The organism is Streptomyces sp. NPDC091649, from assembly GCF_044756785.1.
Lineage (GTDB): Bacteria > Actinomycetota > Actinomycetes > Streptomycetales > Streptomycetaceae > Streptomyces.
The window spans coordinates 113911-135283 of the sequence record NZ_JBIVTR010000019.1 but is presented as its reverse complement, the minus strand read 5'-3'; the positions used below and the strand labels follow the sequence as shown (position 1 = coordinate 135283).

Annotated in this window: 11 protein-coding genes; 7 read left to right on the top strand and 4 right to left on the bottom strand. The window is 75.3% G+C overall.

The features are described from left to right. Positions 1–399: 399 nt before the first annotated feature. The 7 genes from ACIQMU_RS26720 (at position 400) to ACIQMU_RS26690 (ending at position 16442) form a co-directional block, all read left to right on the top strand. Positions 400–2184: a hypothetical protein gene (locus ACIQMU_RS26720; RefSeq protein WP_402689870.1), complete on the top strand. Its 1785-nt coding sequence runs from the start codon at positions 400–402 to the stop codon at positions 2182–2184. Between the two features lie 19 nt (positions 2185–2203). Then, positions 2204–2971, top strand: a complete 768-nt coding sequence (locus ACIQMU_RS26715) for a hypothetical protein (protein ID WP_352242622.1) — start codon at positions 2204–2206, stop codon at positions 2969–2971. A 400-nt stretch (positions 2972–3371) separates the two neighbouring features. Further along, positions 3372–4232 carry a DUF4132 domain-containing protein gene (locus tag ACIQMU_RS26710; RefSeq protein ID WP_352242623.1) on the top strand — a complete coding sequence of 287 codons (861 nt, stop codon included), beginning with the start codon at positions 3372–3374 and terminating at the stop codon, positions 4230–4232. Next, positions 4229–9460 (top strand): hypothetical protein, encoded by a 5232-nt coding sequence (locus ACIQMU_RS26705; protein WP_402689869.1) that lies wholly within the window; start codon positions 4229–4231, stop codon positions 9458–9460. The genes ACIQMU_RS26710 and ACIQMU_RS26705 overlap by 4 nt, the downstream gene beginning before the upstream one ends. Further along, on the top strand, positions 9457–10680 hold the full coding sequence (locus tag ACIQMU_RS26700; protein WP_352242625.1) for an AAA family ATPase: 1224 nt from the start codon (positions 9457–9459) through the stop codon (positions 10678–10680). Before ACIQMU_RS26705 ends, ACIQMU_RS26700 begins: the two co-directional genes overlap by 4 nt. A gap of 195 nt (positions 10681–10875) precedes the next feature. Next, positions 10876–14571: a DUF5682 family protein gene (locus ACIQMU_RS26695; RefSeq protein ID WP_402689879.1), complete on the top strand. Its 3696-nt coding sequence runs from the start codon at positions 10876–10878 to the stop codon at positions 14569–14571. After that, positions 14568–16442 (top strand): hypothetical protein, encoded by a 1875-nt coding sequence (locus tag ACIQMU_RS26690; RefSeq protein WP_402689868.1) that lies wholly within the window; start codon positions 14568–14570, stop codon positions 16440–16442. The genes ACIQMU_RS26695 and ACIQMU_RS26690 overlap by 4 nt, the downstream gene beginning before the upstream one ends. 44 nt (positions 16443–16486) lie before the next feature. Here the strand turns inward: ACIQMU_RS26690 and ACIQMU_RS26685 are convergent, their stop codons facing one another. From ACIQMU_RS26685 to ACIQMU_RS26670, 4 genes are read right to left on the bottom strand one after another with little or no spacing between them, the layout of a single operon-like run. Further along, positions 16487–17182: an ATP-binding cassette domain-containing protein gene (locus ACIQMU_RS26685; RefSeq protein ID WP_402689867.1), complete on the bottom strand. Its 696-nt coding sequence runs from the start codon at positions 17180–17182 to the stop codon at positions 16487–16489. Continuing rightward, the gene (locus ACIQMU_RS26680) at positions 17179–18138 is read right to left on the bottom strand and encodes an ABC transporter ATP-binding protein (RefSeq protein WP_402689866.1); all 960 of its coding nucleotides are present in this window, start codon (positions 18136–18138) and stop codon (positions 17179–17181) included. The genes ACIQMU_RS26685 and ACIQMU_RS26680 overlap by 4 nt, the downstream gene beginning before the upstream one ends. Next, positions 18128–19873, bottom strand: a complete 1746-nt coding sequence (locus ACIQMU_RS26675; protein WP_402689865.1) for an ABC transporter permease subunit — start codon at positions 19871–19873, stop codon at positions 18128–18130. The genes ACIQMU_RS26680 and ACIQMU_RS26675 overlap by 11 nt, the downstream gene beginning before the upstream one ends. Continuing rightward, positions 19870–21357 (bottom strand): ABC transporter substrate-binding protein, encoded by a 1488-nt coding sequence (locus tag ACIQMU_RS26670; protein WP_402689864.1) that lies wholly within the window; start codon positions 21355–21357, stop codon positions 19870–19872. The genes ACIQMU_RS26675 and ACIQMU_RS26670 overlap by 4 nt, the downstream gene beginning before the upstream one ends. Positions 21358–21373 lie beyond the last annotated feature (16 nt).

Genomic DNA, 21373 nt, shown 5'->3' with positions numbered 1-21373 from the left:
CGGTTGACGTGACGGCGCCTCCAGAATGATGCGGGAGCCACTCGATTTCTGCCGCAGCCAGGGCCTGTTCCGATCCTCGACGGCCAGCGACGTTCAGGCGCAAGGGGCCCGCACCCGGCGACGGCAGCCCAGAGGCCACAAACGGGGGAGAACATGACGGAGCACGACGGCGTACACCGGCCACCTGGGCCTTCCCCCTTCGGCCCGCCTCCCGGCGTCTTCGGGCCACCGTCTCAGGGCCCCTACCCTCCACAGGCGGTCCCGCCCCCTCCGCGGGTGCCGCCGCAGTACGCTCCTCACGGATCTCCGCCCGGCTCGTCGTACGGCCCGCCCCCACCGCTGCCGCCCAGGCAGGACGCCGGGCGACGCAGGCGGCTTCTCCTGTTCGGCGGTGCCGGCGTGCTGACCACGGCGCTGGTGGCCGGACTACTGGTCTGGAACGGCGTCCTGGGCTCTGAGGAAGCGCAGGCCAAGCGTGACCTGAAGCCGTTCCGGCAGGCGGTGGCGGCCCTCGCCGACGTGCCCGGCTTGCGGTACCAGGACTCCGGCCCGGCCCCGACGCGGGATGTCACCGTCACCTCGTCCGGCAGCCGTTTCGGCACCGCGGGCTCCGGCCGCGAGATCCTGCACATCGGCGGCAGGACGTTCACCCGGGAGAAGGGCCCGGCCACCGGTTCCGAGTCCGGCGAGGACGCCTCGGGCGAGTGGACGGCCGCGGATGAGAGCGACAGCGTGGCGTCCGAGGTGGTGAAGCACCGGCCGGCGCCGCCCGATCTGGTCACGAAGCTATCGAAGGCTCTCGACGAGCTGGAGGGCACACCGGCCCCGAGCGAGCCCGCGAAGCCTCCTGTTGTCAACGGCGTACCGGCTCTCGCTGTGGCAACCTCGGCCGGACGTCTGCTCGTCAGCGAGGAGAAGCCCTACCGGGTGCTGCGCCTGGAGTCGTACGGCGCCTCCGGGTCGGCCGAGCCTCCCGGCGGATCGGCCGACACCGTCTCCGCCCGGTTGACGCCTGCCGCGGTACGGGAGGACTCGAAGGACGAGAATCCGGCCGACGTGCCCGAGGTGACGGACGGCCCCCTTGAGGACAGCGATGCCGAGGGCCTGGACCTGGAGCCGGTCACCGGGGGCGACGTGGCCCCCATGTTCGACTCCTTGGAGAAGCGGACCAAGGAACTGAACCGCGCGACCGACAGCGGGGTCATGCTGACCCTCAGCGGCTCGGGAACGGTGAAGTGCAGCTCCGGTGGCTGCACAGCCACGAGCCGCGTCGTCGGTCAGGTCACCTCCAGCGCCAAGAGCCGTCTGACGGACGGCAAGGTCACCGCGGTCATGACCGCCACGTTCACCATCGACGGCAAGTCCGCCGGCCGGTGCACCAGCCCCCGGAGCTCCTTCCCCGTCGCCGGCACCAGTGTCTCGGGCAGCCTGTCCTGCTCCAACCCGGGCGCCGGGCCGACGTTCGTCTCCGTCGAGGCACGGAAGAAGGCCGAGGCACGGGCCCGATCCCGGGCCAACGGCGGCCGTCCGGTTCAGTACCGCATCGCCCTCCGCGCCCAGACCCTGATCAATGCCTATGCCTTGGCCAAGACCGAGGTCAAGAAGCTGGTCGACAAGGTACGGCAGGAGCGGGACGACGTCGGCTGCGGCCCCGGCAGCTCTGTCTCCGGCATGGGCGCCCGTTCGGGCGGCGCCGCCGCCGAACCCGCGGTCCTGCTGCACACCGCCGTCGACAGGCACCGCCCGGCCCGCTGGGCCGATTTCCTCGCCGCTGGAGCCAAGTGTCCGGACGAGAAGGTTCTGAGGTCGGCGGACACGATCACCGAGCGGGCCGAGCAGGGCAAGGTACGAAAATCCAGCAACTACCACCCGCACTTCAGCGACGAACGGGTGAAGGCGATCCTTTCGAACCCGGACGCGGTGTACGTCTCCCAGGGCGGGCGTGGGAACCTGATCTTCCGACAGGGCGAGGACATCGTGGTCACGAAAGGCCCCGGAGCCGGTGCGGGCGATGTGATCACGGGTTACGGTCCGTCCGGGAAGAAGGGGCCGAGCGGAGTCAAGGCTTTCGGCGGGTCACCGGAGGACCCGGGGCCGCCCGTGACCCACGAAGACATCGTGAACGGCAAGATCCCCGACACCAAGGGCGGCTTCATGCCCCCCGCCAGACCCATCCGACGATGACGACGAGGCAACGACCACGGTGAAGATCACGGTCGGCGACGCCATGATCGCCGAAACCACGGACAGGCCCCTTCCGAGCACCCCCCGCTTCGACTTCCGCGATCTCCAGCTGATCGTCGCCGAGTACACGGATCCGGCCGGGCGGGAGGAGCAACTGTCGGACACTTTCGGCAGCATGCAGTGGCTGTGGTCCCAGGACGAGCACTTCCGTTTCGACCGGGGCAGCCGGGAACTGAGCAGTGTCACGTTCTTCGTGCCTCAGCTGTACGTTTCCGTCCCACCGGGGCGCACTGCGCGAGACAGGCCGCGGACCCGGGCGTGCGGGCTGCGCGCGGGTGCTGCCCGGGAGTTCGCCATGCCCCGGACCACGGTGTTCCACTGCCCCCCGGAGGCCACCGAACTCCTGTGCCTCCAGGACATCGACATCCTCGACCGCGAACTGGACGCGCGGCTCGGCATCGCCCCTGACGTGGCCCTCCTCGTCCAGAGGGGGGCGGTAGTCGGCTGGAGCATCGGTGATCCGGCGCGGTATCTCACAGACGGATTCCACGACCCTCAGCCCTCTCTCCCGGACCCCGCCACCCGGCTTCGGCTGGCCGAGTGCCTGGAGTTGGTCTCCTCGCCGCTCGTCGACCTGGTGATGGACGAGGACGAAGAAGCCTGGCGCCGGCTCCGGGCGACTGAGCACGCCCTGCGTGAACAGCGGAACGACCGGCAGCGGGCGGAAATCCTGCGCGGGGTCATCAGCCGTCTCATCGAGGACTACGATCCCGGGCCTCGCTCGTAGCTCGTCCCAGTGCACACACCGGCCCGCTTCGTCCGGCCCGCCGCGACGGACCCGCTCCCCCGTCCGTCCTGATTCGCCGGACAGCGCTCGCGGCCTGTCCGGCACGACCCGGTCCATCGAGCGACCGGTTCGCCGACGTTCACCCCGGCGCGCTGCCACCTCCGTTCGCCTGGGTCCGCGGCCGTGACCGAGAGCAGACCGACGCGTGGCCGGAACCTCCACTCGCCCGGGGATCTTCCAGCGGTGCGGGTCGGTACACCGAAGCGGCGGGGGATCCCGAGCCCGTTGTCACAGGGGACGCCTAGAGTTTCTCCCACTCGTCACGGTGCGTCGCCGTCGAGGGGTTTCATCAGCGTGCCGCCGGTCCGGCGGCACTCCGGAGCAACGGGGAGAACAGCGCATGGGGTGGGTTCCGGCGGGCGACTACGAGGTCGCTCTGGAGGCGGGCAAGGTGGTCTGCCGCAACGGGAAGGGCAGGCGGCTCAAGTCCGTTCCGGCCGCATTGAAGGACGACCCGGCCGTCGTCGGGCTCCGGCAGTTGACCGAGTGGCTGGAGCGGCACGAACGCCAGTGCCTGACCGATGTCGAGCAGTGGATGGTGCGTTCGTTGCCCGTTCCCACGGCAGTGCTCGCCCGGGTCTGGCCCGATCCTTCGTGGCAGGCGGCCCTGCGGGACGTGGTGGTCACCGGCGCCGACGGCGGGATCGCCGGGTTCCTGCGCGATGTCGACCCCGACCGCGGTCTCGGCCTCGTCGACCTGGACGGCGACACGGTCCGCATCACCCCGGACGTCGTCAGCGTGCCCCACCCCGTCCTCCTCGACGACCTCGAGGACCTCCGGGAGTTCGCGGTCGAACTGGAGGTGCGCCAGAACGTGGAGCAGCTGTTCCGCGAGGTGTGGCGCCGCCCGCCGGGCCTCGCCCCGGACACCACCTCCGTGGACACCTACGCCGGCGGCGTGTTCAAGGAACAGCGCTTCCTGCAGGGCCGCGTCACCCAACTCGGATACCGGTCGCGCGGGGGATACGCGGTCTGCCCCGTCGTCGAGGGCGGCACCACGGCCGAGGCGCGCATCTGGATCGGCGAGCACGACGGATACGACGCGTACGGCACCGAGACGGGGCCCCTGGGCTGGACCGAACCCGCGGGACGCGCGCTGACGGCCGCCGAGGTCGGCCCCGTCGCGTGGTCCGAGGGCATGCGCATGGCGGCGGCGCTCTACGCCGGCCGCGACATGGCGGACGAGGAGCGGGCGGCATGAGCACGACGACGAACACCGACGCGAACACGACGGCGGAAGCCTCGGCAGTGCTTCCCGCGCAGATCCGGGGCGGCAGCACCTCCGCCCCCGCAGCCGCTGCCCGCGCGGCAGCTCTCCTGGACGCGGGCGCGGTCCTCCCGGCCGGCACGACCGACCGGGACGACGCCGACGCGCTGACCGCCCGCACCTACACGCACACCGCCCTCGGCGACCGCCCCGTGGTCCGGCTCGTGCCCGGCACCCTCGGCGAAGCCGAGGACCTGGCCCTGGAGTTCCTCGGACTGGCCCGCACCGCCGAAGCCCCCGTCGTGGGCCAGGTGCGCCGCGAGACACTGGGCTTCCCCGCCTGGGCGCTGGTCAACGACCCGGCCAACGGGCACCACGCCCTGGCCCTGGTCAAGGACATCGAGAGGCTGGGCCGACAGGCCGGGACCCGTGCCGGAGCGGCCAAGGAGGGTTTCGACGCACTCGGCACCCGGCTCGGCCGCGCCGTGCCCCACTTCCTCCCCACCTACTACGAGCAGGTGGCACGCCTCTTCCTCCAGGCCGAGAACACCAGCTACGCCGCTTCCTTCTTCGGCAAGGCCCGTGAGGCCGAGCGGGTGCACGGGCTGGTCGTGGACGAGGAGCGGCAGCGGGCCGTCTTCCTGGAGTTCGCCCTCGCCGGCGCGCTGACCGTCAAGGCGCTGCGGCAGTACGTGCGGGACCTGGCGGCCCGGCTGGCGCCGGCGGACGCCTGGGCGCAGTTCCGCCGTCTGCTGGTCGAGCGGTGCGCGGCCGGCATGCCCCCGTACGCGGCTCTGCCGCAGGATGTGCGCGCGCTGGTCAAGGCCGCCGGGCTGGACCGCGAGACCGCCGAACGCGAGCTGGTGGCCGACCTCATAGGGTCCCCGGGCGTCGTCCGCGCACCTGTCTCGTTCTGGGGAACCTACCGCGCCGCGCTCGTCGCCCTCGCGCGTGGCGATGAGGCCGTGCGGGCCCGGCTCCTCGGTTTCTTCCCGGAGAGCTTCAGCGAGAGCGGCGGGGACACGGACGGCGAACGCGGCTGGCTCTCCCTGCTGGCCGAGTCCGGCGCCGAGGAATTGCTGACCGCCCTTCCGGACACCTTTGACCAGGCGCCTCCCGTTTCCGCGCCTTCCGTTTCCGCGCCTTCCGTTTCCGCGGGTTCGTCCGCTGCCTTCGCCCCCGCCTCCCCGTCCGTCTCCCCGGCGGACTGGCTCGCCCGCTGGGAGGCACACCGCCGACGTCACCGGGCCACCTCGGGCCGCTGCCCGCAGACGCTCGGCCTGGCCGCCCGGATGGCGGACCGGCTGCGTGCCGACAAGCGTCCCGTCGAACTGTTCCAGGGCCGCGGGCAGCGCACCGCCGACCTGGATCTGCTCGACCTCTGCCTGGCCTCCGGCATCCCGGTCGCCGAGCCGGACGACGACACGGGCGCCACACGTTCCCCCGCTATCCCGATCGGCCCGTGGCTCAGCGATCCCGCACCCGGCGCGCGGGACCTCACCGCCGTCGCCGGACAGCCGGTCTTCCGCTCCCTGCTGAGCCGGAACATCGGCGGCCTCGGCACCGGCCGCGGCCGGCGGCCGGGCGACGCCGGTATGGCGAAGCTGGCGGCGCACCCCGTGCTCTCCGAAATCCTGCGGGAGTGGCTGACCGCCCGCGCCGAGGAGTACACGGCCGCGCGCGGACTCCCCGGGCTGTACGCAGCCCTCAACAGCCTCTCGGCGTTCCGCGACGTGATCGCGGACGTCGCCCCGGAGGCCGTACGACTCCTCGACAGCCACGAAGTCGTGCCGCTGCTGGCCTCCACTCTGCGTACCGGCGTCCTCGACGAGCTGGGCTGGCCCGCCCTCGACGAGACGTACACTGAGCTGGCCGCCGAGGCCGCCGCCGCACGTCAGCAACGCCACCGGCCGGAAAGCGTCCGCGTCACCGGCGCCTGGCCCGCGCTCATTCTGAACACCGTCGAGCGGGCCGTCGTCGTCGGCCCGGACGGCGTTCTGCTGCGGCACACCCTGCGACTGCCCGCCACCGTCGACCACTGGCGGACGATCGCCCTCCGTTACGTCGACGGTGAGTTGCTGGTCATCTGGTGGGAGGACGGCAAGCAGCGCGGCTACTGGTCGAACCGCCCCGCCGAGGTGTTCACCGTCGGCGGCGAGCAGACCCCTCGCTGGGGCGGCTCCGGCCCGTCGGACGAGGTCTGCCTGCCGCTCCCCGGCGGCGGTCGCGCCACCGGCGGCAAGGCCCTGCACGCCGGCGACACCTCCCTCCCGCCTCAGCGCGCCGTCATCTCCGACGGCACCGGTCACTGGCGGGAGGGCCACCAGGGCACGCAGCGGGTATGGCTGGAATACGACCCGGTCGGCGGCACGCACGGCCGCGCCTCGCTCCCCGCCTTCCTCCGCTCCGGGGTGCGGGAGGGCACCCGGCTGCTGCCCGAGCACTGCCAGGTCCTGCCCCTCCAGCCCGGTCTGGAGAGCACCCCGTTCGGCACGGACGGCACGGTCCTCGGCCGCTGGGTCCGCCGTACGGTCACCGAGACCGGCAGGGCCGCCCCGGCCGACGGGCACCGCATCGTCGCCGGCACCCCCGACGGGCACACGGTCGCCCTGCCGCACCCGTTGCCCGGCTCCCCGGTGCCCCTCGGCGCCATCAGCCTGCCCGGCGGGTCGCGCCCGGTCGCGGCCCTGCGCCACCGCTCCGTGGAAGCGCACCCGGCGGACACGGACGGCACCGGGGGCAGCTTGTGGTCCGTCACCACCGACTCCTCCGGAGGGAACGACGCGGCGGGCACCCCCTACGTGCCTCCCCTCGCCTACTGGCACGCCCTGCGCCCGAGGGACGAGCGGGGCTCCACCGCCCTGCGGCACCTGACGGACTCCCTGGCGGACGAGCTGTTCACGGAGGTCGCCGCCGCGGTCGCCCGGCACCTGAAGGCGTTCCGGGCTGTCGAGGAGTACACCGGCCCCTCGTCGCGGGAGCTGAGCCAGGAGGCCGTCGCCCGGGTGCTGCCCGAAGTGTCCGACCCACGGCTCCTCGCGGGCGTCACCGGGCTCGTCCGGAACGCGGTGGACCGGGCTGTCGCGGTCGCCCGGTATCTGGAACCGCCCGAGCCCGCACAGCCGGCCACTCCCCGGAACACCGCGCGCACCCAGGGCATGTTCTTCGACCACGAGCCCGAGCACGCCGACGACGCGACCCTGCGGGACGCCACCGCGTGGGGCTCCGAGCGGATGCGCGGCAACTGGTGGGGAGCCGGGGACCGGTGGACCGCGATCCGGCAGATCCTCGCCGTCAACCACGTCCTCGGCGGCGAGCCGGCGTTCGGTCCGCCCACGCCGTCCAAGGTCCCGTACATCCCCGCGGACGGCTGGCAGCGGGACGAGTGCACCGTGCCAGGCGACTCACTCGCCTGGGTCTCCCTCCTCGACGAGCTGCCCGAACTCGCCTACCGGGCGGCCTCGGCGACCACGTCGCCCGAGCACCGCACCGGGCTCCTCGTACTGCTCGAAGCCCTCGCGGCCGGACCGCTGGCCGACCCGGCGGGCACAATCCGGCAGGTGGTGCTCGTGGAGCCGCTCGGCGCAGGGGCGCCCGGGCGGGGACGCCCCGAGGCCGTGCACCGCCTGGGCCAGGTGCTGCGCAAGGGCGCCCGCACCGTCGTGGTCCTCGCCGACCGCGGCCGCAACTCCCGGGACGACGCGGCATGCTGGCTCGCCCTGGACCACGATCCGACCGGCGCCTTCGGCCCCGTACCCGGTTTCACCCTGGAACGCGAGCACGTTCACCGCCAGGGCATCGACCGCAACCGGCTCGGCCGGCTCACCGCCCTGGTACGGGAACAGGGCCCGGCCCCGTGGCGCCCGGAGGCCGCCGAAGCCTTCCACACGTCCACCGGAATCGGTCCCCTCCAGTCCGCGGCCCTGCTGTCGGCCGTCGTCGAGGAGCCCGGTGCGGAGGCGCTCGCACTGCTCGGGACGAAGACGCGTGCCCTGGAGACGGCCAGGGCCATGCTGGACGCCCTGCCCCGCGACGACCGGCACGCCCTCCTCCGGGCGCTGCTGCCCGCGGACCCGGCCGAGCTGTGGACCACGGGCCCCGACGTCCGGGCCGCCGCCGAGGTCTGGCGGGAGCGCCTGGCCTCCCTCGCCCGTGTTCCCGAGGAACTGGACCTCGACCTGTCGGGCACCACCCCGGGCGCCGTCGACCTGGTCCTCAACGCCGGCTCCCGAAGCTGGCTTGCACACGGCACCGCTCTCCAGGACGGAACCGGACGCCCCGGCCCGCTCCGGGTGGGCGCACGCGGTGCGGTCACGTCCGCCCTGACCGCCCTGCGGACCCTCGCCTACACCGTGCCGTACGGGCACCCCCTGCGGGCGCGCCTGCCCCTGGGGCTCGCGGCACTGCGCGGCTGGCTCGCCGATCCGGACCTGGTGCTGGACCTCGGTCTGCACTGGACCGAGTCCGGCGGCCGGATCGGCTCCACGGTCCGCGCCGCGTACGGGCTTCCCGACTCCGGGGGCGCCGACGCCGACGGACTGGTCCGGGTGGGCACGGCGCTGCTCCTCGCCCCCGGGCACGGCAGCCACGAGAAGCTGCTGATCCGTCCGGCGGGCCTCGCGGGACCGGACGACCCGGTGTTCGGCCTCTTCGAGGGCGCGGTCGGCGCGCACGGCCCCGACGATGTCCTCGCCCTGCGCGCCCTGCTGGGCGAGGAGACGGACGCCTTGCTCTCGGCGGGCGTCCCCGACGGCTCACCGCACCACCCGGCCCAGGACCCGACGCGTGCGGTGCCCGACCTGGTGACCGAGGCCGCCGGCGCCCTCGGCCTGAGCGCCGACGCCGCTGCCCTCTACCTGATGCTGCTCGCCCTGCCCGACCCCACGGACCGCAACTGCGTCCGCTGGACCGGGTGGAAGCCGGCACGGGTCAAGAAGGCCCGGGTGGAACTGGCCGCCACCGATCTCGTCGTGGAGGCGAAGCGCTCCCGCGCCGGCCGCGCCCTGTTCCTCCCCTGCGGCTGGCTGGAACGCGGCGCCCCCGGGCTGCCGCTGGAGACCTGGAAGGAACACCTCTACCCCGTCGTCGGGTCCGCCCGGACCCTGCCGCACCTCCCCGTGCCCGCGCTGTTCGCGGCCGCCTGGGCACGGGTCCGCGGCGGCGACGCCCCAGCCTTCGAAGAACTGGACACCCGCGCAACCCGGAAGGGCCGCCGCCGATGACGAACGACACCACGACCCCCATGGACAGCACCACCACGAGCGGCATCCCGGGCCAGACGACGGAGCCCGGCGGGGAGCGCCGCCAGATCACACCGCCCGAGGACCGGTACGCCAACGAGCTGGCCTTCCTCGCCGCCCACGACTCCGGGCCACGCCCGCCCGGCTGGCTGCTCACCCCGCGCGCCGTCGTCACCTTCGTGACGGGCAGCGCGGGAGAGGCGCTGAGCCTGCCGAAGGGGGCCCGGCCCGAAGCCGGGGTGCCGCGCCGCCTGGTCATCGAGCAGAAGTTCGTCGGCGAGCGGGCGCTGGTCGAACGGTGCGTGGTCACCCTCGCCGGGGAGCGCGGACTCCTTCTCGTCGGTGAACCCGGCACCGCCAAGTCCATGCTCTCCGAGCTGCTGTCGGCGGCCGTCTGCGGGACCAGCGCGCTCACCGTGCAGGGAACCGCGGGCACCACCGAGGACCAGCTCAAGTACGGCTGGAACTACGCGCTGCTGCTCGCCCAGGGCCCCACCGAGCAGGCCCTGGTGCCCTCCCCGGTGCTCGCCGCGATGACCCGGGGAGCCGTCGCCCGCGTCGAGGAGGTCACCCGCTGCCTGCCGGAGGTCCAGGACGCCCTCGTGTCCCTCCTCTCCGAGCGGCGGATCGCCGTCCCCGAACTCGCCGGCGGCGACGGCGCCCAGGTCCACGCGGCCCCCGGCTTCACCCTCATCGCCACCGCCAACCTGCGGGACAGGGGCGTCTCGGAGATGTCCGCCGCGCTGAAGCGGCGCTTCAACTTCGAGACCGTGGGCCCCATCGGGGACGTGGACGCCGAGACCGCGCTCGTCCGACGGCAGTCGCGGGCAGCCGTCGAACGCGTGGGCGCCGCCTACCAGGTGGACGACGCGGTTCTCGAAGCCCTGGTCACGGCCTTCCGGGACCTGCGTGAGGGCCGCTCCGCGGAGGGCTGGGAGGTCGAGCGCCCCTCCACGGTGATGAGCACGGCGGAGGCGGTCTCCGTCGCGGGCGCGCTGGGCCTGGCCGCCGCCTACTTCCCCGGCGACCGGGACGTGCTCTCCCTCCTGCCCGGCCATCTGCTCGGCGTCGTCCGAAAGGACGACCCCGCGGATGCGGCACGGCTGCTGGGGTACTGGGACGGGCCGGTGCGCAGGCGTGCGGAGCAGGGGTCGGCCACCTGGCGTGCCCTGTGGGACCTGCGCGCGGTGCTGGAGAACTGACGGATGAGCGAGTCGACCACCACCGGGACGCGGTCCACCGCCCCGACGACGCCCGTCTCCGGGACGGGGTCGGCCCCCGAGGCACGGTTCACCCCTGGCACAGGGGTCCCCGGCGAGGTGTCGCCCACCGCCGGCACGCCGGCCGCTTCCCCCGCGCGGGGGCGAGCGGCCGGGCCCGCTGCCTCGGAAGCCGCGATGGCCGCTCTCGCGGCGACCGGGCCCGGGACGCCGTTCCTGATCGGGGTGCGCCACCACGCGCCCTCGCTGGCCGCCGCCCTCCCGGCGTTGCTGGACGCCGCCGCCCCCGACGTCCTCCTCGTCGAGCTGCCCGCCGAGTTCCAGCCCTGGCTGGGCTGGCTCGCCCATGAGGAGACCGAGGCCCCGGTGGCGCTGGCCGCCGTGCCGGCCGACGGGCCCGGACCCGGCTCGGCGGGCGAGCGGGGTCCGGCCTTCTACCCGTTCGCGGACTTCTCGCCCGAGCTGGTCGCCCTGCGCTGGGCGGCGAGGAACGGGGTCCCGGCCGTGGCCTGCGACCTGCCGCTGGCCGACCGCGCGTGGGCGGGGGGCGGCGACGGCGTCCCCGCCCCTGTTCCCGGGGCCGACTCCGCACCGGTGCCGGGGGCGGGGCACGGGCTGTCGGCCGCGCTCCGGTCCCGGCTCACCGGCCGGGACGGCGACGACCTGTGGGACCGGTTGGTGGAGGCGCTCGCGCCCGGTTCGACACCCGAAGCGCTCCGCCGCGCCGCCCTGCTCACCGGCTGGGCGCTGCGCTACGAGGCCGAGGCGCGGGGCGGCGTGCAGGGCACCGACCTGGTGCGCGAGGCGTGCATGCGCCGGCATGTCGCCGAGGCCCTGGCGAGCGGGCGGCGGCCCGCGGTGGTGGTGGGAGCCTTTCACACCCCCGCGCTCCTGCCGCCCGCCCCCGGGGCCGCCGGGGGCCCGGCACCGCACGCGCCGGAACGAACCGCCGCGCCCGAGCCGGGCCCGGCCGAGCCCGAGGCCGGCCCCGGGACCGGGACCGGCCATGCGGACGGCCGCGAGAACGGCGCGACGGGGCCGGAGGCATGCACGGTCTCCCTGGTCCCCTACACGTACCCCTTGCTCGACTCACGGTCCGGCTACCCGGCCGGCATCCGGGACCCGGAGTGGCAGCACACCGTCCTGGAGGCAGCCGGCGACCCGGCCGCACTGCACGAGGCACTCGTCCGCACCGCGGTCCGCGTCTGCGCCGCCCTGCGCGAACAGGGCCACCCCTACGGCCCGGCCGAGGGCCGGGAGGTCGTCCGGGTGGCCGGCGACCTGGCCCGCCTGCGCGGCCTTCCCGCCGCCGGACGCGGTGAATTCCTGGAAGCCGTACAGACGGTGCTCGGGCACGGCGAGACCTACGGCACCGGCCGCGCCGTCGCCCGCGCCCTCGAACGCGTACTCGTCGGAGCCCGCACCGGACGCCCCGCGCCCACCGCTCCGCGCAGTGGACTGGGCCCCGCCGTCGAGGCCGAGACCGCCGCGCTCTCCCTCCCCGGGCCGCGGGAAGCGCACGAGAGGACACCGCGCGACCTCCGGCTCGACCCGGCGCGCTCCACCCTGGACCGGCACCGCGAACTGCTGCTGCGCCGGCTGACGGTGTGCGGCATCCCTTACGCGCAGGAACAGGAGGTGACCGGCGCGGCGGGTTCGGAGGGGCTCACGACGCGCTGGCAGGTGCGGTGGACCCCGGCGACGGCGGCGATGCTCACAGCCGCCGGGACCCGCGGCGTCACCCCGGCCCAGGCGGCCGAGGGCATGCTGCGGCAGCGGCACGCGGCCGAGCGCGCGGAGGGCGGCCCGACGGCCGCACAGGTCGTCCGCGGCCTCATGGAGGCCGCCGAGTGCGGGCTCCCCGCCCTGGCCGACGAACGGCTCACGGAACTGGCGGCCGTGCTCCCCGCGAGCGGCACCCTCCCCGAACTCCTCGCCGGGCTCGACCTCCTGGACCGCATCGACGCCGGACACCTGCCGGGCCTGTCCCTGCCCGACGGCCCGGCAGCCCCGGGCCCCACCGCCTCCGCCCGTGCCACCCCCACCGCACGGGCCGCGGAACTCCTGACCTCGGCCGCGGTCCGCCAGGTCGACGGCCTGGCCGGCACCGAGGAGCCCGCAGACGCACGGGCGCTGCTCGAACTGGCCCAGCGGGCCGACCGGCTGGGCGGCATCCGGCTCACCGACGCCCTCGCCCGGCTGGCCGCCCACGGCACCCCGCTGATCGCCGCCGCCGCCGGAGCGGTCAGGGTGCTCACCGGCCACGAAGACGCCGAGAGCTTCGGGATACGCGTCGCCTCCTGGGTGGACGGAGCCGTGGACGCTACCTCGCGGGCCGCGCTCACCGCCCGCCTCACCGGCGTCCTGACGGTGGCGGGCCCGCTCCTGACCGTCGGCGTCGGCGCTCTGGACCCCTTGCTGCACCGGGTCGTCGAGCTGGACGACACCGCGTTCCTGGCCCGGCTGCCCGCCCTGCGCGGTGGCTTCGACACCCTGAGCCCGGCCGCCCGGGACCGGCTGCTGGATACCGTGGAGGAGCGGCTGGGCGAGCGGGTGGACACCCTCGGCGCGGACCATCCGGCCGAGTCGGCCCGTCGAACGGCCGCGGACCTCGCCGCCCGCGAACTCCTGACCGGCCTCGGCCTGCCCGTCCCGCCGCCCGCGCCGCACGACGGGTCCCCACCACCGTCCGGCCACCCCACCGCCACGCGCCCGTTCGCCGCGCCCCTCACCGAGGCCGCCCCCGCGCGGATCCTCGCGCCCGCCGACCGCTGGCGGCTCGTGCTCGGCCGGCGTTCCGGCCGACTGCCGTCCGACGCCGCCCGCCTGGCGACCGCTCTGGACGAGCTCTACGGTGCGGGACGCGGCGAGGGTTCCCGCGGCGGCCTGCCCGAACCCGGCCACGGCGGCTCCCGACCGGGCGGCGGCCGGGAACCCTCCTTCCCCGGCGTACGCGAGTGGTCCGAGGAACTGGCCGCACTGTTCGGCCCCGGCGTCCGGGAGGAGGTCCTCGCCGCCGCTGCCGCCACAGGGCGGCAGGACGTCCTGGCGGAAATCGACCCGGCGGCCGTCACCCCCTCCGTGGAGCTGCTCCGGACGATCCTGCGGTACGCCGGCGGCCTTCCCGAGGCCCGCCTCGCGGCGCTCCGGCCCCTGGTCCGCCGCCTGGTCGACGAACTGACCCGGCAGCTCGCCACCCGCCTGCGGCCCGCCCTCACCGGCACGACGTCGGCCCGGCCCACCCACCGGCCCGGCGGCCGGCTGGACCTGCCGCGCACGCTGCGCGCCAACCTGGCCACCGCCCGGCGGACGGACGAGGGAACGATCCGGGTGATCCCCGAGAAGCCCGTGTTCCGCGGTCGCGCCCGCCGCTCGGCCGACTGGCGCCTGATCCTGGTCACCGACGTCTCGGGTTCGATGGAGGCGTCCACGATCTGGTCCGCGCTGACCGCCTCCGTGCTCGCCGGGGTGCCGACCCTGAGCACCCATTTCCTGGCCTTCTCCACGGAGGTGGTCGACCTCACCGGCCACGTGCACGATCCCCTCTCCCTCCTGCTGGAGGTGAGTGTGGGAGGTGGCACGCACATCGCCGCCGGACTGCGGCACGCCCGCGGTCTGATCGCGGTGCCCGCCCGCACCCTCGTCGTCGTCATCAGCGACTTCGAGGAGGGGGCGCCACTCGCCGGGCTGCTGGCCGAGGTGCGGGCTCTGGTGGCCACCGGCTGCCACGTCCTCGGATGCGCGAGTCTCGACGACGCCGGGCGGCCCCGCTACTCGACGGGCGTCGCCGGGCAGCTCGTGGCCGCCGGTATGCCCGTCGCGGCCCTCAGCCCACTGGAACTGGCCCGCTGGATAGGGGAGAAGACCGTATGAACGCCGCCCAGTTGCCGCCCGTCGCGCCGGAGGTGGCGGCCACGCTCGTGGAGGGTCTCTCGCCCCGGCTGCGCAAGCGGCTGGACGCGGCGGTCTCGAAGCTCGGCAACCGCCCGGCGCACCGCGACGGGGACACGGTGACGATCGAGGTCGACGACGACACCGAGTTGCGTCTGCACGCCCCGGGCGGCGTGGTCGCCACTGCGGACTCCGTCACCTGCGGTTGCCTTCTCGCCCCCGCCTGCGTCCACCGCGCGGCCGCCGCCTGCGCCGCCCCCACCGCGGGCCTGTCGCCGGAGCCCGCCGGCCGGCCCACCGAGGGGGCTCCCCAGCCGGCCTCCGCGACGAAGCCCGCCCCCGCCCCCGGCGCCCACCCCGCCCACCCCTCCGACACCGCCCACACCGCCGGCTCCACCGCCCCCGCCCTCGACTCTCCCGCCACGCCGGAGGCGGCGACCCCGGCCCAGCGTGCCGCGGCCGAGGCCCTGTGGTCGGCGGGCGCCGCCGTGCTGGACGCCGGCGTGGACGGGGCCGGCGCCGTCACCCAGTCGGCCCTCCTCCGGGCCGCGCACACCGCCCGGATCCGGCATCTGCCGCGGGCGGCGAGCGCGGCGCTCTCCGTCGTCACCCTGTTGCGCGCCGCCCGCGCCGGGGACCCGTCCTACCGCACCGCCGACCTGGTCACGGCACTCGCCGAACTCCTCGGCACCGCGCACCGGTTGGGGAGGGCGACCGGGGCGGAGCTGGCCGCCGCCAGAGGCCGCGCACGCCGCCCGTACAGTCCGGACGGCTCGCTGCGCCTGTACGGCCTGTTCACCGAACCCGTGGTCACCGACTCGGGGCACGGCGGCGTACGCACCTGGGTCGCCGGGTCCGACGGCCGCCTCTTCACGGTCGGCGACGTGGCGCCCGGCGGCGTCGGACGCGCCCTGGGCGTGGCCGACCGGGCGGTGCGCCTGGGGGACAGCGCCCTCACCCATCGGGAGCTGGGCCGGACCGGTCTGGCGGTCGCGGGGGCGACGGTCTCTCCGGACGGGAGACTGGGCGCCGGGAAGGGCGTCAAGGCCGTCACCGCCCGGGGCGCGGCGTGGACCGAGCCGCCGCTCGCCGCCCTGTGGGAGACTCCGCCGTCCGAACAGGCCGCCCGCGCCCTGCGGTCCGTCTCCCGCTACGCCGACCCGGACGCCGGCGGCGGCGACCTGCTCTTCCTGGACGTCGAACTCCTCGGCGCGGTGCGGGAGGCGAGTGGCACCAGCCTGCTCGCCCTGTGCGGGGGAGGAACGGCCGTCCGGCTCACCGCCGCCGACGACGACCCGGCGCTGGCCCACCGCGACAACCTGCTGCTGCTGGCCACGGCGCCGGGGACCCGGCTGAGAATCATCGGCCGGCTGGTAGCGGCACTCCACCCCCGGCTCACCCTCCTCGCCTGCTCGCACCCCACCGGCGAGGGAACGGTCGACCTCGGTCTCGACCGCTTGCGCCGCGCCGATCTGCCGGATCCGGCCGCCCCCGTGCGCCTGGCCCCGCCACAGCCGGGAGAATCCGACGCGCACTCGCCCCTGTACCTCCTGGAACGCCGGGTGGAACAGACGGTCCCGGCCGGCCGTGCCGCCCTCGGCATGCTCGGCGGCGTCACCGCGGAGGCCCGCCGCATCCGCCGTGCGGGCCTCCCCACGGCCGCCGGGCTCCTCACGGCCCTCCGCGCCTCGGCGGCCCAACGCGAGCGCGACCCCTTCGGCCGCCTCCTCCCCGCCGACACCGACGGCTTCGCCGCCTGCTGGCTCGCCGCCGCCCGCTACACCGCCGCCGTGTCCGAGTCCCTGTGCGCGGCGGCCTGGGAACCTGCGCGGGAGGGCCCGGCCGCGCTGTGATCCGTGCCGGACCGGCGGCGAGGACGGGCCGGGGCGCCAACCGCTCAGGAGCGGCGTTCGTCACCGGGGACGGTCCGCCCTTCCCGCATCTCGACCACCCGGTCCGCGAAGTGGCGCACCACGGAGCGGTCGTGGCAGATGAACAGGTAGCCGAGACCCAGCTCGTCCCGCAGATCGGCCAGCAGGTTCAGCACGCCCGCGCGCACGGAGGCGTCCAGTGCCGACACGGGTTCGTCGAGGACGAGCAGGCGCGGTCCGGAGGCGAGGGCGCGGGCGATCCCGGCCCGCTGACACTGGCCGCCCGAGAGTTCGTGCGGCCGCCGGCCCCCGCACGACGGGTCGAGGCCGACCCGGTCGAGCAGCTCGGCCACGCGGGCGGGTCCGTCGGCGGGGTCCCATCCGCCGTGCACCTTGAGCGGCTCGGCCACCGCGTCGCGGATGCGGTGGCGGGGGCTGAGGGAGCCGTAGGGGTCCTGGAAGACCGGCTGCATGCGTGGGCGGAGCGGGCGCAGCTCGCGCTCCGTCAAGGCGGTCAGCTCCTGTCCCTGGAAGCGGACCTCGCCGGCGTCGGGACGGCGCAGCTGGAGCACCGAGAGGGCCGTGGAGGACTTGCCGCAACCCGAGGGCCCGTTGAGGGCGAGGGTCTCACCGGCGTCCAGTGCGAACGACACCCCGTCCACGGCCGTCACCGGGCCGTAGCGGACGACGAGGTCGCGGACGTCCAGCAGGGGCTGGTTCACGAGGACTCCCGGAGAGGGGCGGGCACGTCGGCGGCGTGATGGCAGGCGACCAGGCGTTCGTCGACGGCCCGCAGGCCGGGTTCGCTGTCGTGGCACGCGTGCGTCGCGAGCGGGCAGCGCGGCGCGAAGGCGCAGCCGCGCCCGAGCGTGCCGGGCGCGGGCGGAGTGCCGGGGAGCACCGGCAGTCGGCGGCGCCTGGGGCCGTCCTGGGGGAGCGAGGCCAGCAGGCCCGCCGTGTAGGGGGCGCGCGGACGGTCCAGTACGCGGCGGACGGGGCCGAGTTCGGCCGACCGCCCCGCGTACATCACGAGCACGCGGTCCGCGTGGGCCCGTACGACGTCCAGGTCGTGGGTCACGAGGACCAGCGAGGCGCCGACGGCTTCCCGCTGCTCGGCGAGAACCCGCAGCACCTTCTCGCGGCGCTCCTCGTCCAGCGCCGTGGTCGGCTCGTCCGCGACGACGACATCGGGCTCGTTGACCGTCGCCATGGCGATCACCGCACGTTGGCGCATCCCGCCCGAGTACTCATGGGGGTAGGCCCGGGCCCGGCGCGCGGCGTCCGGGATGCCGACCCGGTCGAGTGCCGCCACGGCCAGGGCACGTGCCTTCCCGCGCGAGAGCCCACGCACCGACCTCACGGCGGCGGCGAGTTGGTCGCCGACCGGGTGGACGGGGGAGAGGGCGGACAGGGCGTCCTGGGGGACGAAGGTGATCCTGCGCCCGCGTTCGGCGGCGAGATCGGCGGAGCCCCGCAACCGCACACCGCCGTCGACGGCCGCGCCGCGCGGCACCATGCCGAGCAGGGCCCGGGCGGTGAGGGACTTGCCCGCCCCCGACTCCCCGACGAGGGCGAACACCTCACGCGGACGGACGTCGAAGCTCAGTCCGCGTACGACGTCGATCCCGTCGAACGAGATGCGCAGGTCGCGGACCGACAGTATGGGTTCAGACCGCATGGGCGGCCTCCTTCCGTACGGTGCGGCCGGGCGCCACCCGGCGCTCCCGGCCCTGTGCGTACGCCGCCCCGGACACGGCCAGTCCCGCCAGCAGGGCCAGTGCGGCGGCCGGTGCGAGGGCCGCCCAGGGGGCGCGCTCCACGTAGGCGCGGGACTCGTCGAGGAGCAGGCCCCACTCGGGAGCGGGCGGCTGGGCGCCGAGGCCGAGGAAGCCCAGGGAGGCGAGGGCGAGGGCGATGCCGGGCAGCCGCAGGAGAGCGTGGCGGGCGACGGGGGCGGCGACGGACGGCAGGACGTGCCGGGTGAGGATCCACAACGGGGGCGCCCCGATGGCACGTTGGGCGGTGAGGAACGCCGAGGCCCGTACCTCGCGCACCAGCGCCGCCGCGTGCGCGGCCAGGGGAGGCCAGGAGATCAGCGCGACCGCGAGGGCCGCGCCGCCGGTGCCCGGGCCGGCCGCCGCCGCGACCAGGATGCCGACGATCACCGGGGGCAGGGCGTTGGCGATGTCCGCCGCGCCCGCCGCGATGCCGGGCAGGAAACCGAGGGCCAGGGCGACCACCAGGCTCAGCAGGCACACGGCCGCCGCCGTGCCGACCGTGGAGGCGGCCCCGTGGCCCAGCCGGGCCAGCACGTCGCGGCCCAGCCCGTCGGTGCCCATCGGGTTCGCCCAGGAGGGCGGGGCCAGCCGGGCCGCGGTGTCGACCGCGTACGGGTCGCGGAACAGGCCCCAGCCGATCGCGCCCAGCAGCAGCGTGCCGAGGACGGCCGGGATCGCCGGGTGCGCCCGGACCGGTCGGGCCGGCGGCAGCGAGAGTCCCGCGTCACGCAGGGCGGGCCCCAGCAGCCGGCGTCGTACGAGGGCGGCCACCGCCCCGGTGACCAGGCCCAGGGCGAGCAGGGCGAGGACGGCCCCCTGGAGCAGCGGCAGGTCCTGAGAGGTGGCGGCGCCCAGTGCGGTACGCCCGATGCCGGGCACCGCGAACACGGTCTCCACGGCGACCGCGCCGCCCGTCAGACCGACCGCGACCATCCCGAACTGCGGTACCAGGGGCGAAAGGACACGACGCAGCGCGGCGCGGGCGACCCGGGTGCGGTTCACTCCCGCCCCCCGCCACAGCTCCACCCATCGTTCGTCCAGTACGGCGGGCAGCGCGTCCGCGACGAGCCGTCCCAGAAGGCCGCCGGCGGGCACGCCGAGCGCGACGGCGGGCAGGACCAGATACTCGGGCCCCTGCCAGCCGGACGTCGGCAGCCACCCCAGCCAGACTCCGCACACCAGCAGCGCCACGGTGGCCAGGAGGAACTCCGGAACGGCGGCGGCCATGGCCGCGAACGCCCCCGCGGACCCCCGCCCCCGCAGCAGCACCGGCGTCACCAGGGCCGCCGCGAGCAGCACCGCCACGCTCAGCGCGGCGGCCATCAGGCCCAGCGACACCTGGAGCCCGGCGACGACGGACGGCAGGATGTCCGTCCCCGAGACCCAGGAGGTGCCGAGGTCGCCGCGCAGGAGCCCGGCCGCCCAGTCGCCGAGCAGGGAGAGCGGGCCCGCGTCGAGGCCGAGGTCACGGCGGATCGCCGACAGGGCCTCCTTCGTCGGCTCCTGCTCGGCGGACCGGGCCCGCAGCACGGTCAGGGCCGGGTCCCGGCCGGAGAGCCAGGGCAGCAGTCCGACGGCGGCCAGTGCGGCGGCGAGGCAGAGGGCGCGGGTCACCCCCGCCGTGGTGGGCCTCACTTGACGTGGGTGTCGAGCGTGATCAGTTCCCGCTCGCGCGGGTCGTGGGCCGCGCCGGACACGTCGGCGGCGTCGCCCTGGATCACGCGCTCGTGGAGCATCGGCACGGCCGCGTCGGTGGCGAGCACGGCGGCCTCGGCGTCGATGACGGCTCGGCGACGGGCGTCACCGGTCGGTGTCGTGCCCGCCCGGTGCAGGGCCTTGTCCACCGCCGGGTCGGCGAGCTGGGGCAGGTTGAACGAGCCGTCGGAGGCGAAATCGCTGTACAGGTAGGCGGCGGGGTCGCCGGAATCGAGAACGGTGGCCCGGGAGAGGATGAACGCGTCGAAGGCGCCGGCCAAGGCGTCGGACTCGATATTGGCGTACTCGCGCACCTCCAGCTTCACCCGGAAGCCGGCCTTCTTCAGCTGCTGTTGCAGGGTCGCGGCCACCTCGGGCAGTTCCGCCCGGTCGGTGAACGTGCCGATGGTGATGCTCCTGCCCGAAGGGTCACCCGCCTTCGCACGGCGCACCGGCTCCCGCAGGCCGGCCGCCCACGGCAGCGCGGGCCCGAGCAGCCCCTCGGCCACGTCGGCCCTCCCCTCGTACACGCCCTTCACGATCGACTCCACGTCGATCGCCTCCCGGGCGGCGGCCCGCAGCGCCGGGTCCCTGAAGGCGCCCGTCTCCGTGTTGAGGTACAGCGTGTTGGTGCGCGGCATCGGGACCTCGGTGATCAAGTCCTCGTCCAGCAGAGTGGCCTGCGAGACGGGCACCGCCTCGACGATGTCCGCCTCACCGCTCCGCAGGGCGGCGGCGCGCGCGGTGCCGTCGGGCACGAACCTCACGTCGATGCCGGGCGCCTTCGCCTTACCGCCCCAGTAGGCGTCGTAGCGGTCGAGGGAGGCGGAGGAAGTGCCGTCGACCCCGGTCAGCTCGAAGGGGCCGGTGCCGGCCCCGACCGGATCCACCGTCTTCCCCCGGTACGCCTTCGCCGCGAGTATCGACAGCTGAGGAGAACTGAGCCGCTGGGGGACCAGGGGATCCTCCTCGGCGGTCGTGACGACCACGGTGCCGGCGCCCCCCTTCTTCACGGTCAGTTCGACCCCGTCGAGGATGCGGGGCTTGGGGGAGGCGCCCGCGGCTTCGGTGAGGGAGCGGACGACGGCCTCGGCGGTCAGCCCGGTGCCGTCGTGGAAGGTGACGCCCTCGCGGAGAGTGAAGGTCCAGCTCCGTCCGGACTGCTTCCACCCGGTGGACAGCAGGGGCTCGGCGTCGCTGTCCGCGTTCAGCCTCACGAGCGTTTCCGCCGTGGACCAGCGGGAGAGTTTGAACGCGTCGTCGGACAGGGGGGACAGGCCCGAGCGCGGGGGCTGCATCATCGCGACGCGGAGGCGCTCGCCCGTGTCGGCGCCGGTCGCCCCCGGGGAGGCGAAGCAGCCGGTGAGCAGGACGGAGGCGGCGAGGACCGCGGGGAGGAGCAGGGGGCGGGGCAGGACGCGCACGGGTCACTCCGAGTAA

Excerpts from the sequence above, each read along its gene's own strand:
- ACIQMU_RS26710 (WP_352242623.1), top strand. The coding sequence starts at position 3,372 with ATGGGGTGGGTTCCGGCGGGCGACTACGAGGTCGCTCTGGAGGCGGGC.
- ACIQMU_RS26705 (WP_402689869.1), top strand. The coding sequence starts at position 4,229 with ATGAGCACGACGACGAACACCGACGCGAACACGACGGCGGAAGCCTCG.
- ACIQMU_RS26700 (WP_352242625.1), top strand. The coding sequence starts at position 9,457 with ATGACGAACGACACCACGACCCCCATGGACAGCACCACCACGAGCGGC.
- ACIQMU_RS26695 (WP_402689879.1), top strand. The coding sequence starts at position 10,876 with ATGGCCGCTCTCGCGGCGACCGGGCCCGGGACGCCGTTCCTGATCGGG.
- ACIQMU_RS26690 (WP_402689868.1), top strand. The coding sequence starts at position 14,568 with ATGAACGCCGCCCAGTTGCCGCCCGTCGCGCCGGAGGTGGCGGCCACG.
- ACIQMU_RS26680 (WP_402689866.1), bottom strand. The coding sequence starts at position 18,138 with ATGCGGTCTGAACCCATACTGTCGGTCCGCGACCTGCGCATCTCGTTC.